At 42.3% G+C, this 15799-nt stretch carries 12 protein-coding genes; 5 read left to right on the top strand and 7 right to left on the bottom strand.

Annotated features, from left to right (window positions below; all coding sequences use genetic code 11):
• Window positions 1–140: 140 nt before the first annotated feature.
• Window positions 141–1157 carry a YihY/virulence factor BrkB family protein gene (locus V7K32_RS18190; protein WP_334995215.1) on the bottom strand — a complete coding sequence of 339 codons (1017 nt, stop codon included), beginning with the start codon at window positions 1155–1157 and terminating at the stop codon, window positions 141–143.
• A gap of 210 nt (window positions 1158–1367) precedes the next feature.
• Here V7K32_RS18190 and V7K32_RS18185 point away from each other — a divergent pair, with 210 nt between their 5' ends.
• On the top strand, window positions 1368–2009 hold the full coding sequence (locus tag V7K32_RS18185; protein WP_334995214.1) for a type I restriction endonuclease: 642 nt from the start codon (window positions 1368–1370) through the stop codon (window positions 2007–2009).
• A 514-nt stretch (window positions 2010–2523) separates the two neighbouring features.
• Here the strand turns inward: V7K32_RS18185 and V7K32_RS18180 are convergent.
• The 4 genes from V7K32_RS18180 to V7K32_RS18165 all read right to left on the bottom strand — a co-directional run bounded on the left by V7K32_RS18180 (window position 2524) and on the right by V7K32_RS18165 (window position 7880).
• Entirely contained in the window at window positions 2524–4053 is a 1530-nt protein-coding gene (locus V7K32_RS18180; protein WP_334995213.1) for a YifB family Mg chelatase-like AAA ATPase, read from the bottom strand.
• Window positions 4054–4482: 429 nt separating this feature from the next.
• Window positions 4483–5181, bottom strand: coding sequence for a DevA family ABC transporter ATP-binding protein (locus tag V7K32_RS18175; protein ID WP_334995212.1), 699 nt, complete (start codon window positions 5179–5181; stop codon window positions 4483–4485).
• An 88-nt stretch (window positions 5182–5269) separates the two neighbouring features.
• Entirely contained in the window at window positions 5270–6442 is a 1173-nt protein-coding gene (devC, locus tag V7K32_RS18170) for an ABC transporter permease DevC (RefSeq protein ID WP_334995211.1), read from the bottom strand.
• A gap of 127 nt (window positions 6443–6569) precedes the next feature.
• On the bottom strand, window positions 6570–7880 hold the full coding sequence (locus tag V7K32_RS18165) for an HlyD family efflux transporter periplasmic adaptor subunit (RefSeq protein ID WP_334995210.1): 1311 nt from the start codon (window positions 7878–7880) through the stop codon (window positions 6570–6572).
• A gap of 264 nt (window positions 7881–8144) precedes the next feature.
• Between V7K32_RS18165 and V7K32_RS18160 the strand changes: the two genes are divergently transcribed.
• Window positions 8145–8759 carry a TetR/AcrR family transcriptional regulator gene (locus V7K32_RS18160; protein WP_334995209.1) on the top strand — a complete coding sequence of 205 codons (615 nt, stop codon included), beginning with the start codon at window positions 8145–8147 and terminating at the stop codon, window positions 8757–8759.
• A 302-nt stretch (window positions 8760–9061) separates the two neighbouring features.
• On the opposite strand, the gene V7K32_RS18155 is transcribed toward V7K32_RS18160, so the two are convergent.
• Window positions 9062–11026, bottom strand: a complete 1965-nt coding sequence (locus V7K32_RS18155) for a sensor histidine kinase (protein ID WP_334995208.1) — start codon at window positions 11024–11026, stop codon at window positions 9062–9064.
• 788 nt (window positions 11027–11814) lie between these two features.
• Between V7K32_RS18155 and V7K32_RS18150 the strand changes: the two genes are divergently transcribed.
• Genes V7K32_RS18150 through V7K32_RS18140 form a run of 3 tightly spaced genes read left to right on the top strand, consistent with a single transcriptional unit; the run spans window position 11815 to window position 14809 of the window.
• On the top strand, window positions 11815–13413 hold the full coding sequence (locus V7K32_RS18150) for a DEAD/DEAH box helicase family protein (protein WP_334995304.1): 1599 nt from the start codon (window positions 11815–11817) through the stop codon (window positions 13411–13413).
• A complete protein-coding gene (locus V7K32_RS18145; protein ID WP_334995207.1) occupies window positions 13343–14557 on the top strand; it encodes a DUF790 family protein in 1215 nt (404 codons plus the stop codon). The genes V7K32_RS18150 and V7K32_RS18145 overlap by 71 nt, the downstream gene beginning before the upstream one ends.
• Window positions 14558–14572: 15 nt before the next feature.
• Window positions 14573–14809 (top strand): hypothetical protein, encoded by a 237-nt coding sequence (locus tag V7K32_RS18140; protein ID WP_334995206.1) that lies wholly within the window; start codon window positions 14573–14575, stop codon window positions 14807–14809.
• Window positions 14810–14866: 57 nt separating this feature from the next.
• On the opposite strand, the gene V7K32_RS18135 is transcribed toward V7K32_RS18140, so the two are convergent.
• On the bottom strand, window positions 14867–15559 hold the full coding sequence (locus V7K32_RS18135) for a PD-(D/E)XK nuclease family protein (RefSeq protein ID WP_334995205.1): 693 nt from the start codon (window positions 15557–15559) through the stop codon (window positions 14867–14869).
• Between the last annotated feature and the right edge of the window lie 240 nt (window positions 15560–15799).

The raw sequence follows: 15799 nt of genomic DNA, 5'->3' as shown, positions 1-15799 counted from the left end.
CCTTTCTCAATAGACTTCTGGAAAAAATCCAGTGTCACGTTATTTATCTGTGGTCTTATTTCATAAAGCTGACTTTTATTAGAGGTTAAATACTTCAATATCTATCAGATTTATAAACATATAATTTCCGGATTAAAAAATTAAAATCGCTGATTTTTTCTTTTCTGTTTTAAGCGCTTGGGTTTATTGAAAGATTGGAATAAGCGATTAATAAAGTTAGAAGAAGACTTCTTATTATTGGACGATTGCTCCGTTGGAGCCTTGCCATTATTTTTCGTGTTATCAGATAAAGGTATAGCATGTTTAGATGGGGTTATACCGCTACCGTACCTTCTGGCATAAACTTGGGTAAACTCCGCACCGAAGAAAAGAATCTGCGCGGCATAGTTAACCCAAGCTAAGATTACTACCAGTGAACCAGCTGCACCATAGGCTGAACCAAAACTGCCATTACCTAAATATTGTCCTAACAAAAATCTCCCGATAGAAAACAAAAAGGAGGTGAGCATAGCTCCAATTAAAACATCACTCCAAGCAATTTCGACATCTGGTAGAACTTTAAAAATCAGCCCAAATAGAAACGTAGTGATCGCAAAAGAGAGGATGAAATTGAGAATATGCCAGAGAAAATCGACACCTGGCAGCAAGTTACTAAAGTATGTTACTAATGCTGCTAATGCCGTACTAATTACCAGAGAAACTAAAAGTAAAAAGCCAATACCGATCACCATTGCAAAGGCCAAAACGCGTAGGCGAATCATGTTAGTTACATTGCGTCCGGGTTTCGGTTTCACTTCCCAAATTGTGTTGAGGGAATCTTGCAACTCGGTAAATAAGCCAGTAGCACCCACTAGGAGAACTACAATACTAATAATAGAAGCGATCGCTCCTGTTTGTGGTTTGTTAGCATTCTGAATGGCTGTTTGGATAAATGCTGCGCCATCTCGGCCGACTAAACCTTGAATTTGTCCAACGATTTGCCCCCTCGCCGCTTCTTCTCCAAATACTGCCCCTGCGATCGCAATTACAATAATTAGCAATGGTGCAATAGAAAAAATCGTGTAATAAGCTAACGCCGCCGCTAACCGTGAGGCTTTATCCTCACTCCATTCTTTGAATGTCTCTTGTAATAACTTGCCAATTGCCTGCACATTCATCCAATCAGTCTCCTTAAGGATATCGCTTACTTCTTGATATATTTGATACTGATTTCATAAGTAGAGGCATCCTCCCAAGGGGGTTTTTGAAGGATTCTTGAGGAGGAATTTAGAATTTTATTGTGATATGACAATGCGACAGCGCCAATTAGCGATAATTAAGATGCACTGATGTTGATAATTTAGCAAAGCAATTTTTACCTAGAAGCAATGACACAGACGGCAGCAATTACAGAAGCGATTATTACTCTTCAGGATGCAGAAAATCGATTCGGTTTTGTCCGTGTTGAAGACGAGAAATTTTTCCCAGAGTGGTATGAGGGATTGTCTGAAATTACGGAAGCGGAAAAAGCCTCTGTGGATGTCGTGCGGCGTAGGTATCTCTATCACCGTGCCGGAGGTGATTTACTAGAAGGGACAGTTATATTGTTGTTGGTGTCACCAATACTTGCACTCTCTGGATTTTACGATCCTCCTTTCAGAATTAAGGCTGAATCATCTGTGGAACTAGTGCTAGATGATGGCGAAGAGATACTGCGCGGACGGATTGATGTTTTAGTGTTACAAGAGCAGTTGTGGGTGATGGTGTTGGAGTCTAAAAAAACCACACTGTCAGTTTGGGCGGCTGTACCGCAAGCCCTAGCTTATATGATCGCTAACCCCAACCCCAATCAACCTGTGTTTGGGATGGTGACGAATGGAGACGATATTTTATTTGTCAAAGTGACGCAAACAAATATACCACAGTACGATTTTTCAAGGGTCTTTGCTCCGTTTGCATCTGCGAGAGAACTGTACACCGTTTTGCAAATTCTCAAGCGTATTGGTGAGTTGATTTCTGCTGCGTCTTAGAGGTTGTTAGGACTTACGCATCAAGTACGAAATGTAGGGGCAATTCATGAATTGCCCCTACGAGAAATCAAGTCTTTCAGTGCCTTGAAAGCGTAAGTCCTAGTTGTTTGAAAAATGTTTCGCTGTAAATTTTAGGCAGTTTGCAAAAGTAAAGCGCTGAGTATTTTGGAGCAATTCATAAAATAAATTGCAATCCGCTTGGGTTAATACCATTTATTTGTGAAGCTGCGCCAAACCCTCTTAACTTCTTCTTTCTTTCTTTGTGTTCTTTGCGGACTTTGCGGTTCGTTTTTCTTTCTTGTACTTAAATATGGTTTAGGGCATCTTCATACAAAATTGGTATAAGGCTAAAATCCTTTGTTAAATTCAATTTTTTTAACGAACCTTATTAGGCACAGAAAAGCCAGTGCGCCCTTGCGGTTAAAAGACTTGAAGCAACTGGCGCGACACCGAGAGAAGAAAGAAATGCTTAACTGAACTGTATTAAAATAAGGTGTAGTTTCTAACCGCCGTTTCACTGCATTCTATCGATTGTGCGATACTGAATTGCCTCCGCTACATGATTGGTTTTTAACTCATCTTCTCCTGCCAAATCTGCAATAGTCCGTGCTACTTTGAGAATGCGATCGCTGGCTCTTGCTGATAAACCTAATTTTCTAATTGCTACTTCTAATAAATTGCGGCTAGCATCATCTAGCTTGCACCATTTCTGGAGATGACGACTCTGCATGTGGGCGTTACAACGCAGATTTGCTTCTCCTTGGAAGCGCGTAGTTGCGCGATCGCTTGCTTGTTGCACTCGTTGTAGTACTATTGTTGATGCTTCTCCAGTAGGTTGTTGGGTAATTTCTTCTGGTTTCAAGCGATTCACCGCAACTTGTAAATCAATTCGATCCATCAACGGCCCAGAAAGTTTTGCCCAATATTGCTCGCGTTGACGGGGAGAACAAGTACATTGTTGGATGGTATCGCCATAGTAACCGCAAGGACAGGGATTGGTACTCGCCACCAAGGTAAACTGCGCGGGAAACATTACCGATAGTTTGGTACGGGAAATCGTCACATAACCATCTTCCAAAGGCTGACGCAAAAATTCTAAAACATCTCGTTTAAATTCAGTTAATTCGTCCAAAAAAAGCACACCCCTGTGAGATAATGAGATTTCCCCAGGACGAGGAAAGCTACCGCCACCAACCAGAGAAGGCCCGGAGGCTGAGTGGTGAGGACTGCGAAAAGGGCGATCGCGTACCAACGAACCGCGATTTTTCAATAAACCAGCCACCGAATGGATACGAGTTACTTCTAAAGATTCGGCAAAACTCAAGGGCGGTAAAATTCCTGGTAAGCGGCGTGCTAACATGGTTTTGCCACTACCAGGTGGTCCGACAAAAATTAAATTGTGTCCACCAGCAGCAGCAATTTCTAAAGCACGACGCGCATGAGCTTGTCCTTTCACATCATGCAAATCTGCGCCAGGGTAAGATACTGTTGCTATCTCGGTTGTAGAATCAATTTGCACAGGTTTGTAACGTCCGGGATTATTTAAAAAATCCACCACATCAGACAGATGTTTGCAGCCGTAAACAGCCAATTCTTGAACTACTGCTGCTTCTTGGGCATTATCAGCAGGAATAACTAAACCTGCAATTCCCATTTTTTGGGCTGCTGCTGCGATCGGCAAAACACCAGCCACCGGGCGCAAACTACCATCCAGAGAGACTTCGCCTAAAAATAGATAATCTCCCAACAAATCAGGGCTAACTTGCTCAGAAGCCGCCAAAATTCCTACACTAATAGGCAAATCGAAACAGGGGCCTTCTTTGCGTAAATCTGCTGGAGTCAAATTGATCACAATTTTTCGCATCGGAAAGGCGAAACCTGCATTCTTCAGCGTTGCTTTGACTCTTTCTCGTGATTCTTGAATTGCTGAATCTGGCAGTCCTAAGACAACAATTCCCGGTAATCCCCCTGAGACATCGACTTCTACGCCGACTTTGACGGCATCGATGCCCACAATTGATGCACTCCAAACTCTGGCAAGCATTTATTATATAACAGTAAACCTTTCAAATCTCTAGCAGATGAGCCGCTACATTGGCATTAGTGAAACTACAGAGACGATTTTTTCAGCAAAATAGTTAGACCAATTTTCAGGTAAATAGACCACCCCGTAGCACAGCATTGCTCCATTAGTATCAAATTAACGCTAATCCCCCTTTTTAAGCTACTGTGTACGTCTCTGTTGACGCAATTTACGGTTTATCGAATAGCCCACAGAAACCTCACCCTGGTTTTGCTTGTGCAAAACCTGTCCCTCTCCTTAGTCAGGAGAGGGATGTGCGTTAGGACAGGGAGATAATTAGATGACTTATGTGTACGCCGTAGCCTTTTTAAGGGAGAATTAGAATCGAATGCCCCCAATTTATCGGGGGTTGGGGGATCTCTTCTGCGTAAGTCCTAATAAAAAACCAACCTAACTGGCTGCAACAACAGCAGTATCATTTACTAGCTTGCCATCTTCCATGTAGACGATGCGATCGGCAATATCTAAAATGCGATTGTCATGAGTAACTAAGAGAATGGTACAATCCTGTTCTTTAGCTAGGGTTTGCATCAGGTTGACCACATCTCGTCCCGATTTACTGTCAAGGGCGGCGGTGGGTTCATCTGCTAAGACTATTTTAGGACGACCGACCAACGCCCGAGCGATCGCAACTCTTTGTTTTTGTCCCCCAGATAAATCATCAGGATAATAATTCAGGCGATGCCCTAATCCTACCTCTTCTAACATTTGGGCTGACCGGAGTTTCATTTCTGCCGGGGAAATATTATTATGCACTTCCAAGCCCATTCTGACGTTCTGGAGTACTGTTAAACTACCGTGCAAGTTGTGCGCTTGGAAAATATAACCGTTACTGCGTCGCGCTTGGGTAAGTTGTCTTTTGTTAGCGCCACACAGTTCTTGTTCCAATATTTGCAAACTGCCGGATTGGGCAGAACGCAAGCCGCCGACTAAGGTGAGAAGTGTAGTTTTACCAGAACCAGAAGGCCCAGTCATAATAATAATTTCGCCAGCGTTAATATCTAGGTTGATATCAAACAGAACTTGCTTGCGAAGTTGCCCATGACCAAAATAGTGGTCGATATTTTTAACAGAGATTACAGGAGACATACTAATTTTAGATTTTAAATTTTAGATTTTAGATTTGGAATTGGGTAAGTATCTTTATGCCCAATGCCCGATGCCCAATGCCCATTTTCTAAAACATATCTGCGGGGTCGGCTGACTGTAATTTACGGGTGGCGATCGCACCAGAAATTATGCACATAATCATTGTCAGCGTTAATACTGTCAAGGCTCGTGCTACGGTCATATAAAGTGGTAAATTGGTAGCATTACGAGTTAAATGATAAAGCCCTAAAGGTGCGATCGCTCCTGGGATAAAACCTAAAACTGCCAAAATTATCGCCTCTTCAAACACTACACCTAATAAGTAAAGATTGTTATACCCCATTGCTTTGAAAGTGGCATATTCTTTTATATGGGAATTTACATCTGTAGAAAGAACTTGATAGACGATAATCACGCCTACCATAAACCCCATTGCTACACCCAGGCTGAAGATAAATCCGATAGCAGTATTTGTTTTCCAGTAATTTATTTCAAATTCGATAAATTCGGCTTTGGTTAAAACTTTAACATCATTATCCAAATAAGCTTCTAAAGCTGTTTTGATCTGTTTTGGATCGTAGCCTGGTTGTAGTTGTATTAAACCTAGACTGACACCACTGGCTTCTCGTCTGGGAAATAGTCGCAGAAAGTTCTGGTCGTTGGTGATTAAAGTACCATCGGCTATGAAGGAAGCCCCGACTGAAAATAAGCCGCTAATAGTAATTGTCCGGCGTTCTATTTCGGTTGTGACAGTTTTACCTTGGTCAATTTTAGCGATCGCATCATTATAATCTCCTCTAGAGGCGCGATCGAACAAAACGGTATCTGGTAGCTTCAGAGCATCTATCTGGCGATTCACATCCGCTAAGTTAAACACTTGCCGATCGGGATTGAACCCCATAACTAATATTGTCGTCTTCTGATGTGTTTGGGGATTTTTCCAATCAACAATATTAATATACATTCCTTCTGCTGACTTTACACCTGGTACATCCATTGCTTGATACAGCCGTCGCCGCGTAAAGCTAGACATATTTGCTAGGTTACGTGCTTGGGGACTGATGACAAACATATCAGCCTGCATACTGCGATGTAGGATTGTGTTACTTTCAAACAGGGCAGTCTGAAACCCTAGCTGCATGAACATCAGAACATCGGCAAAGGCAATGCCTGACAATGCTACCAAAAGACGGCCTTTTTCATGACTCAGTTGCAGCCATCCTAAAGGCGTTCGCCGTCGCACTTGTTCGATTAATTTCATAAGACGGAGTGGGGAGTGGGAAGATGGGGAAGCAGGGGGAGCAGGGGGAGCAGGGGAAGCAGGGGGAGTAGGGGAAGAATAACTATTAATTATTGACCAATGCCCAATGCCCAATGCCCAATGCCCTTTAAAGTTCAATTACTGCCTTGACTTGCAAATTAGTTAAGCTAGAAGCATTTTGGCTGGATAGTTTATTTAGTTGCACATGAACTTCCACTACTCTGCCATCAATATTGCTAGAGGGATCAGCGTTGATTAGATTTTGCCGCTTTACCTCCATACCAATCCAATCCACTCTTCCCTCTAATTCATGGCGTAGGGAATCACTACTTACCCGCACATTTTGTCCGGGACGCACTTTTTTGATATCACTTTGGTAGACTTCTACTACTGCATACATCTGGTCGGTTTGACCGAGTGCCACAATTCCTTCATTACCAACAGTTTCTCCGGCTCGTGTATTAATCTCCAAAATTCGACCGGCTTTAGGAGCCACAACATAAGCCTGCGCCAGTTGTACTCTAATTTTATCTGCCGTGGCTTGAGCGCTGTCTATTTCTGCTTGTGCGTTTTCTATATCTGTTGGACGGACTTCAGCAGTTTGATTCAAGTTAGCTTTTGCTTCGTTAATCTGCTGTTGCAAGCTGGCGAGGGTTTGATCCTGGTTGGCTTTTGCTTCGTTAAGTTGCTGCTGTAGGGTAGCTACAGTTCTTGTCTGGGTGGCTTGGCTTTCAATTAACGCTTGAGTCGAAGTTTCGGCGTTTAAGCGTCTGCTATCAACTTCCTGGCTAGAAATTGCTCCTGCTTTGTATAAAGTCTCATAGCGCTGCACAAGAGCTTCGGCATTACGTCTCTCGGCGGCTACGCGAGCCACTGTTGCTTGCAAGGTGCGTTGTTGCCCAAGGAGTTCTGCTTCTATACGATTAATTGTGGCTTGCTGAGTTTTAATATTTCCTTGTAGTTCTACTTGTAAACGATTCACGGTAGCTTGACGCGCTCCAATTTCTCCCTGTTTGGCTCCTGCTTTTACCTGATTAAGGCGGGTTTTGGCAACTTGAACTTGTTTTTGTGCTTCAACCAAACTAGCTTGTAGGCGATCGCGGTTGTCCATAATCGCAATTACCTGCCCAGCTTTGACGCGATCGCTTTCTTTCACCAATAGTTGCTCTACCCGATTTCCTTCACCAGTTGAAGAAGGTGCTGACAGTTTTATTACCTCTCCCTTTGGTTCCAACCGCCCTAATGCTGTTACTGTTTTTACCACAGGCTCAACTGCTACTGGTGTTTTTTGTTGGCTATTAGCTGTAGCCTGGAACTTCATCACAGCATAAACACTGATTCCACCTATTACTAAAGATGTAATTATTGCAAGTAGAACCGGCGATCGCACAAGATTCTGAGAAGACCTTAAATCCTCTGAATTCCTGTTTTGCTCCATACTATTTTCCCCTTACGACCAGTAGCAACTTGTACTAAACTGTCCAGTTCAATTATGCTAAACTAAACCGACTAGTTTAGTCAATATGATACAACTAAACTTGTGAATCAATTTGCAAAGGCATTATGCAGCGAAATCCTATTCCTGCCCCCTGCCCCCTGCCCCCTGCCTGCTTCAACGAAGGGTATATTTATTTTCGCCATTTTGTACAGAGGCATTTTGCAGCATCTATTAATATTGTTTATAAGAAAGGATGATTAATAAATGGTACGCATCAAAGCTGGCGAAGTTGATCGAGACAATTCCGTTGATAAAGTGGAGCAAATTCTGCAAGGGGCAATGCAAGAATTTCTTCAACATGGCTACGCTGGTACAAGCATGGATCGGGTAGCAGTAGCAGCAGGTGTTTCTAAAGCGACAGTCTACAGTCACTTTCAAGATAAAGAAGGACTTTTTAAAGTACTCTTAGAGCAACTGACAAGCAAAAAGAACAGCTCCATTTTTGGCACAGAACCTATGGAGGGAGAATCAGCCGCTATATTGCACCAGGTAGCAAGCAAAGCATTAGAGCACATGCTTAACGACAAAGAACATAGTGCATTTATCCGAGTATTAATCGGGGAATCTGGGCGTTTTCCTGAATTAGCTCAAATTTGTGTTCAGGCGATGATTAAGCCAGTAGCCCAAACTCTCACTCACTACTTAGCGGCTCCTGAATTAAAGATACCTGACCCAGAGGCAACAGCAAGAATTTTTATAGGAGCATTGGTGCATTTTCATATTACTCAAAATGTGATGCATGGGAAGGACATTGTACCAATGGAAAACGATCGCCTGATTGATGCCTTGACACACCTAATCAATAAATGCGCCGATTGATGCGTAACAATAGTTAAAAAATAATTGTTTTTTTGTTTGGCTATCTCATCAGGAGAGAATAGTCTCAATTCCCTGGCGACTGTCTTAAAAATTATTTTGCCTGACAATTCAGGTTATGTGGAAATCAAACAGCTGGCAGGCGATGTCAAGCTGAGGGCTTTTCGTCATCATCTGCGAGGTCTTAAAAAACCTCAACCGAAGCAGACTTATCTTAAGAATCGACCTCATATCTCAACTTTTAAGATTCTAAACCAGAAAAAACTGGAAAATAACACACCTTGAAAGGGCAAGTCCTAGCTAGCCTATACATATTGGGTCTTGATTGGCAGATTGACAATGAATGTTGCCCCCAGTCCAATTCCTGGACTTTCGGCAGAGACTGTGCCGCCGTGTAATTCTACCAAGTGTCGGACGATCGCTAACCCTAATCCTAGTCCACCATGCGATCGCGTGGTCGAACTGTCTTGTTGACGGAAGCGTTCAAATACATGGGACAGGAATTCGGCAGAAATTCCTCCTCCCGTATCGCTCACCCGAATTTGTATATAAGATTCAATGTGCTGCAATTGCACATCAACTCTTCCCCCCTTGGGTGTAAACTTAACGGCGTTGGAGAGCAAATTCCACACAACCTGTTGCAAGCGGTTGGCATCACCCATAACTACCCCTACTTCCGGCTCGAATTTACAGTTGATGCTAATCTCTTTGGCTTGGGCTGCTGGGTACACAGTCTCGATTGCTGCTTCTACAATTGGTACAAGTTTTACCCGATGAATATTTAGATGGAGTGTGCCTTTAATAATCCGCGAGACATCTAAGACATCTTCGAGCAGTTGAGCTAGGGATTTGGTGTTACGCTCGATTGTCTCTAGCGCTCGTCCACTAGTAGTTTTATCAAACGTGCGATTCCTAAGTAGCTGCGTCCAGCCCAATATAGCGTTTAAGGGTGTGCGGAGTTCGTGGGAGAGTGTGGCGAGAAATTCATCTTTCATGAGCTTTGCAGCTTCTGCGTCAGCCCGTGCTGTCTGTTCGCGCTCAAGCAATTGTTGGCGTTCTTGCTCTGTTTGCTTGCGTAGACGCAAAGCGGCTTCTACTCGCTTGCATTCTGTGATGTCACGTTGGGTTCCCCATGCTCTGACTAAAAGACCATTTTCGACAATTCCCACCAGATTATTTAAAAAATATTTGGAATTACCTTGCTTATCTATTTCATGAGACTCTGCATCGATGAGTCGGTAGTTAGAACGGATAAAATTACACAGATATACAATATTATCTGGATCGGAGGGAATGAGCAAGTCTCTTAGTCTGGCGCTAATAATTTCTTCGGTACGAGAAAAGCCATACATCTGTGCCATAACATTGTTACATTCTGCTAAGTAACCATATTTATAAAAATGTTGAATTTGTTCATCTTCTGGACACTCTGGTGAAATTGGTACTTCCAATTCCATGCACCAAATACCTTCTGAACTCTGTTCTAAAAAAGCGCGGTGGCGTTCTTCGCTTTTGCAAAGGGCAAGTTCTAGTTGTTTGCGTTGGCTTAAATCAAGTACAAAACAGATAACATCCTCTGGATTATTTTCTAACAAGGCGGAACTTAATAAAATGGGAACGCGGCTGCGATCTTTGCGGATGTATTCGTTCTCAAAAGGCTGACAGACACCTTTAGTTTTGAGTTCTGCGTAGGCGTAGCCCGCCGTAGGCATCGCACTGTTGTTAGCTTCAATATATTCTGGTGGTATCATGTCGCGCCATCGAAGCCCTGCTAGCAAATCCTCTTGCGAATAACCTACCATTCGTAAAAAAGCATCATTAGCCTCTGCGATCGCCCCGTCCATATTGGCTACAATTACCCCAATCATGTTGGAATCTACCAACCTTTTAAACTTTGCATCGCTCACCTCTAGCTTCTGCAAACTCATTTGAAGATGTTGTTTAGCAGTGTGTAACTCTGAGGTGAGCAAGCTAATGACTATTGTCACCAGCATAAACAAGCCTAACCGCCCTATGCTGTCAAGATTTTTAATAAAGAGCGAAAATACTGGCTCTAAGAAAAAGTAGCTGACGGCTAAAATAGACAAAGCAGTAGCCAGTAACCCTGCTTTCATGCCGCCATAGCAGCCACTAACCGCCACGGCAGGAAAAAATAACAGGAAAATAGTTGGTTTCAGTAGTGGCTGTAGCAATAGTGTTAGTAGCAATACGCTACCAACAGCTAATAATGTCACAGCATAGGACGCTAGAAGGGAGCTTGTTCCTTTCAATGTGGCTTCTCCTTGTATGCAGCTAGATAAAGGATTATTCCCAAAATCAGCTAGACAATGCGACGCCGAATAGCCCGTCGTAGACATTGCTCAACATTTATTATGCGTCGGAAAAATACACACCTAAGCAGTTAATTGCTCTGAATCTATCTAAAGTAGTAAAAATTTGTTTTAGCAAATCTGCAATAATCTGATAAATTTAGCTCTAATTATATAGATTCATTTTTTAATATCCATCAAAAAGCATAGATATATTAATTTGTTAAGTTAATTTCTTTTAGTATATAAGCTATCATTTATCCTTTGCCCTTAACCTGAATTCAACCTCGTTTATTCAATAAGTATTTATCTTTCAAAAGCTGACAACTTGTTTCATAAGCCTGGATAATACCTGCTATACCGTGTGATTATATTCTACCAAGTAGGTAGGCGTATTATCTTGCCTTCTAATTGTGAATTTAGGTTCAGCAGAAAGCTATGTGGCTATTTTTTGTAGGATTTGGCAAGGTTCTTATAGGTTTGGTTTGTCGATCAGACATTCCAGAAATAATGAGTGCATGTATCTATAGCACTCTTAAATCATTTGTGAACAACATCCCGACTTCGTAAAAGTTGTCGCGGATCTGAGCCTATCGATCACAACTCATTTAGGATTGCTATAGTTTGGTTTTGTCTTAATTACTTGGATGAATCATGCACTTTTTGGGTTATTAGTAATCAATAGACTAGGGAATGGAAAAATTACCAATGCCCAATCCCCAATGCCCAATCCCCAATGCCGAATACTTATGGCTCGTACCCCTACATTAAATTTTGATCGTGGCACATTAATTTTGCATCCACCACCACGTGGTAAAGGTTGGATGGATTATGCTACGTGGGATGATAGAGTTGAAAAATTCCGGATTCCCGCAATTAGATACCGATCGCTAGTGGAAGCACTACAAGCGGAAGATGTTTATTTTATCGATGAGGCTAAGGCATTTTATCCAGTAGATTTGGTTCCTAGTCTGGAAATGGAACCCTATCCCCATCAGAATGAGGCACTAGCGGCTTGGAAACTGGCGGGTAGGCAAGGAGTTGTTGTGCTTCCCACAGCGGCAGGAAAGACTTATTTGGCGCAAATGGCGATGCAGTCAACGCCGCGCACAACGCTAATTGTGGTACCAACTTTGGATTTAATGCATCAGTGGTATGCACACTTAGTAGCGGCTTTCCCGGATGCTGAGGTGGGATTGCTAGGAGGTGGTTCGCGGGATAGAACAGCAATTCTCGTTGCAACTTATGATAGTGCAGCAATTCACGCTGAGACGTTGGGGAATCAATATGCGTTGATTGTTTTTGACGAATGTCATCATTTACCGACAGATTTTAATCGGGTGATTGCTGAATATGCGATCGCACCCTATCGCTTAGGACTCTCCGCTACACCAGAACGCACCGATGGTAAACACGCTGACTTAAATATCCTCATTGGTCAAGAAGTATATCGCAAACGCGCCGAAGATTTGGCGGGAAAGGCGTTAGCAGAACATGAAATTGTTCAAATTAAGGTAAAGTTATCGCAACTTGAGCGGGAAAGATACAATCAACTAATTCAAACCCGCAATGACTTTTTAAAGCAATCTAAAATTTCTTTGGGAAGCCTTCAAGGCTGGCAAATGTTCGTGCAAATGAGTGCTAGATCGCAATCTGGACGTAGGGCTATGTTAGCGCATCGGGAAGCGAAAGATATTGCTTTGGGTACTGATGGGAAGTTGCGAATTTTAGTTAATTTATTGGCAGAACATTATCCGGCAAGAATTTTGATTTTTACTGCTGATAATGCAACGGTTTATCGCATTTCTCAAGAGTTGCTAATTCCGGCAATTACTCATCAAACTCCTGTGAAAGAACGGCATGAGATATTAACAAAGTTTCGGGAGGGTAAATATAATACTTTGGTTGCTTCTCATGTGTTGAATGAAGGGGTTGATGTACCTGCGGCAACTGTTGCAATTATTTTATCGGGGACGGGTTCGGCTAGGGAGTATACTCAGCGATTGGGGAGGATTTTACGGAAGGGAAATATTGAGAATAAGCAGGCGATTTTGTATGAGGTGGTGGCGGAGGATACGAGTGAGGAGGGGACTTCGGCGCGGCGAAGGGGGGAGAGGAATAACGAACCGCAGAGGCGCAAAGGGCGCACAGAGGAGGGGAAAGGGAAGTTACAGGTTGTGTATGGGAGTGGGAAGGAACGGAGTTTGAAGGCTGCGGAACAGTTAGAGATTAATTATTCAACTGGAAGTTCAAAATCTAAAATCCAAAATTCAGCAGATGTTACCGACAGATTTACTGATGCATCGCCAAAACGGAGAGGAGATCATTCCGAAGAGGCTGAAGATTGATCAAAAAACTTTGGAGTTGGCGATTGAGTTAATTAATTATTTTCAATCAGCAGTGGGGAAGACTCAGGGTGTGCTTGAGCGACAACTGACTGATTTTGAAGGAGATTCTACAGATTATCGGGTGAAGCGAGGGTTAGCTTATATTCTTAAAAGCAGTTTTTGCACTTTTGAGGTGGTAAGTCCTTTGGAACCACAGATGTTAAGAGAACGGGTGTTTTCTTTGGCTGCAAAGTCGGTTTCTAGTCGAGAATATACACAAGTTACTCTGAGTAAAATTGCTGATGAATTAACTCAAGAACTTGAGCGGGAAGTTTTATTAGAACAGGTTCGGAATGGACTCTATGCTGATTTATCTGAAAATAAAATTTTGACTGTTTTTGATGCACCAACAGCGCCAGATTTATTAAATAGATATAACTTATCTCAGGTGCAGGGTGTGTTTTATAAGGCCAGTAAATTGGTATTAAATGCTCACCGAAATGTTCCGGGTGAATATAAGCTGTTATTTCGCTATCTAAAGTTGTTTCAATTGATGGCTTATATTGAGGGTGATGCTGACCACGGGTTTACAATTACGATAGATGGTCCGACGAGTTTGTTTAATTCTAGTACGCGATATGGGCTAGCGATCGCTAAACTTATTCCCGCTTTACTTCACGTTACAAAATGGAGTCTTTCTTCGATTCTCCAAAGCCGCGATGCTTATACAAATACTTGGAAAACTGGACGTTTCACTCTCAATTCAGAATGTGGTTTGGTATCCCACTACCCACCAGGAAAGCCCTACGATAGTATGCTAGAAGCATCCTTTGCTGATAAGTGGGATGCTTTAAAAAGTGGTTGGGCGTTAGAGCGAGAAGTTGATTTGATACCGATTCCTGGTAGTGTGATGATTCCCGATTTCCGCTTGGTGCATTCTGATGGACGCACATTCTTATTAGAAATTGTTGGTTATTGGCGACCAGAATATTTACAAAAGAAGTTTTCTCAGGTGCGACGGGCTGGACGTGATGACTTAATTTTAGCCATTTCTGAGCGACTTAATTTAGAAAAGGCGGGAGTAAAATTAAATGATGTCCCCGCGAGAATTGTTTGGTTTAAAGATAAGTTATTGCCGAAAGCCGTGTTAGCTGTAATCGATTGATTAAGGATAAATGAGATGAAAACTATAGAAACAATTGCCACAGTTACCAAAGATGGTAAGATTACAGCGCAATTACCATTGGATATTCCAGAGGGTGAGCATCAGGTGGTAATAGTAATTGATGAAAAGCTTTTAACTGAGGAAACGGAGAAGAAAGAAAAGAAAGCGCCTCTCAAATTTTCCGCCTATCCTGTAGGATTAGTCTCGGAAAGTTTAACTTTCCGCAGAGAAGACCTTTATACAAACGACTAATAGCTCTGTATTCATGGAAGCGGGGTTCCAATTTCGGTAATTGTACAATTCCACTGACTAACTCCAAACACTTCTGCGTTCCCAATATTGGGCAACTCTTTTTTCCCACTGCTCCCAGTAATCTTTAATGACTTCTGATTCAAACCAAAATACCTCTGCTGGCATTTCTGGAATCGCTACTACTAAAAGAGCGTGCTTTAACTGAATACCATAATCTTGATAATACTCGTTAGCTGCTCCTATGTACGCCGTCAGTTGCAGTGGATGTTCATATAAATACTCAATTGAACCTTTGGGTTTGTCTGCTGTTTTCCACTCGCAAATACAGGGTATACCTTGATAACTGGCAATACAATCAACTTTGCCAGAATAACTTAAATCATCATGAAAAACAGAGCCTTCTACAAGTCTAACTGTGTCGATTTCTTGTAAAACTGGCTTGATACTCTCCCAATAAGGGCGACTCGCTTCAGGACAAACAGGATTTTGACCAAGAAGGTAGCGCTCAATTTGTTTGTGTGTTTGGGTTCCCCGACGGCTAGCAGATGTAGTAATGCGGGTAGCTTCTTCTGTACCAACACGCGTTTTCCAGTTTAATAATCTGTCTCTGTCTGCTTGTGATTTGGTGGCATTAAGTATTGTAGTAACGCTGGGAAAGCGATTTCCGTTAGCATCTACATAATATTGTTTACCATTTTCTCTCTTGGCTGTGGCATTAATGCGTGGTAGCAGTTGGGTATCAAATTGCATCAGTTGGTGTGTTGACTTTGAGATTCCCTCAAGAAGGAAAGTAAATAAAACCTCTCTCCAAATCCAGAATAAGCTAGTTTTGTGCAAAGCGTACCATGTTAAAAGTTAGATTTGCGATCGCCTAAACTCGGCTATTCTTGTTCTGAACTCGGCTATTCTTGTTCTGAACTCGGCTATTCTTGTTCTGAACTCGGCTATTCTTGTTCTGAACTCGGCTATTCTTGTTCTGAACTCGGCTAT

The organism is Nostoc sp. (genome assembly GCF_036917635.1).
In the GTDB taxonomy this organism is placed as follows: domain Bacteria; phylum Cyanobacteriota; class Cyanobacteriia; order Cyanobacteriales; family Nostocaceae; genus Nostoc.
The sequence above is the reverse complement of the archived record's forward strand: the minus strand, read 5'-3'. Positions and strand labels throughout refer to the sequence as shown.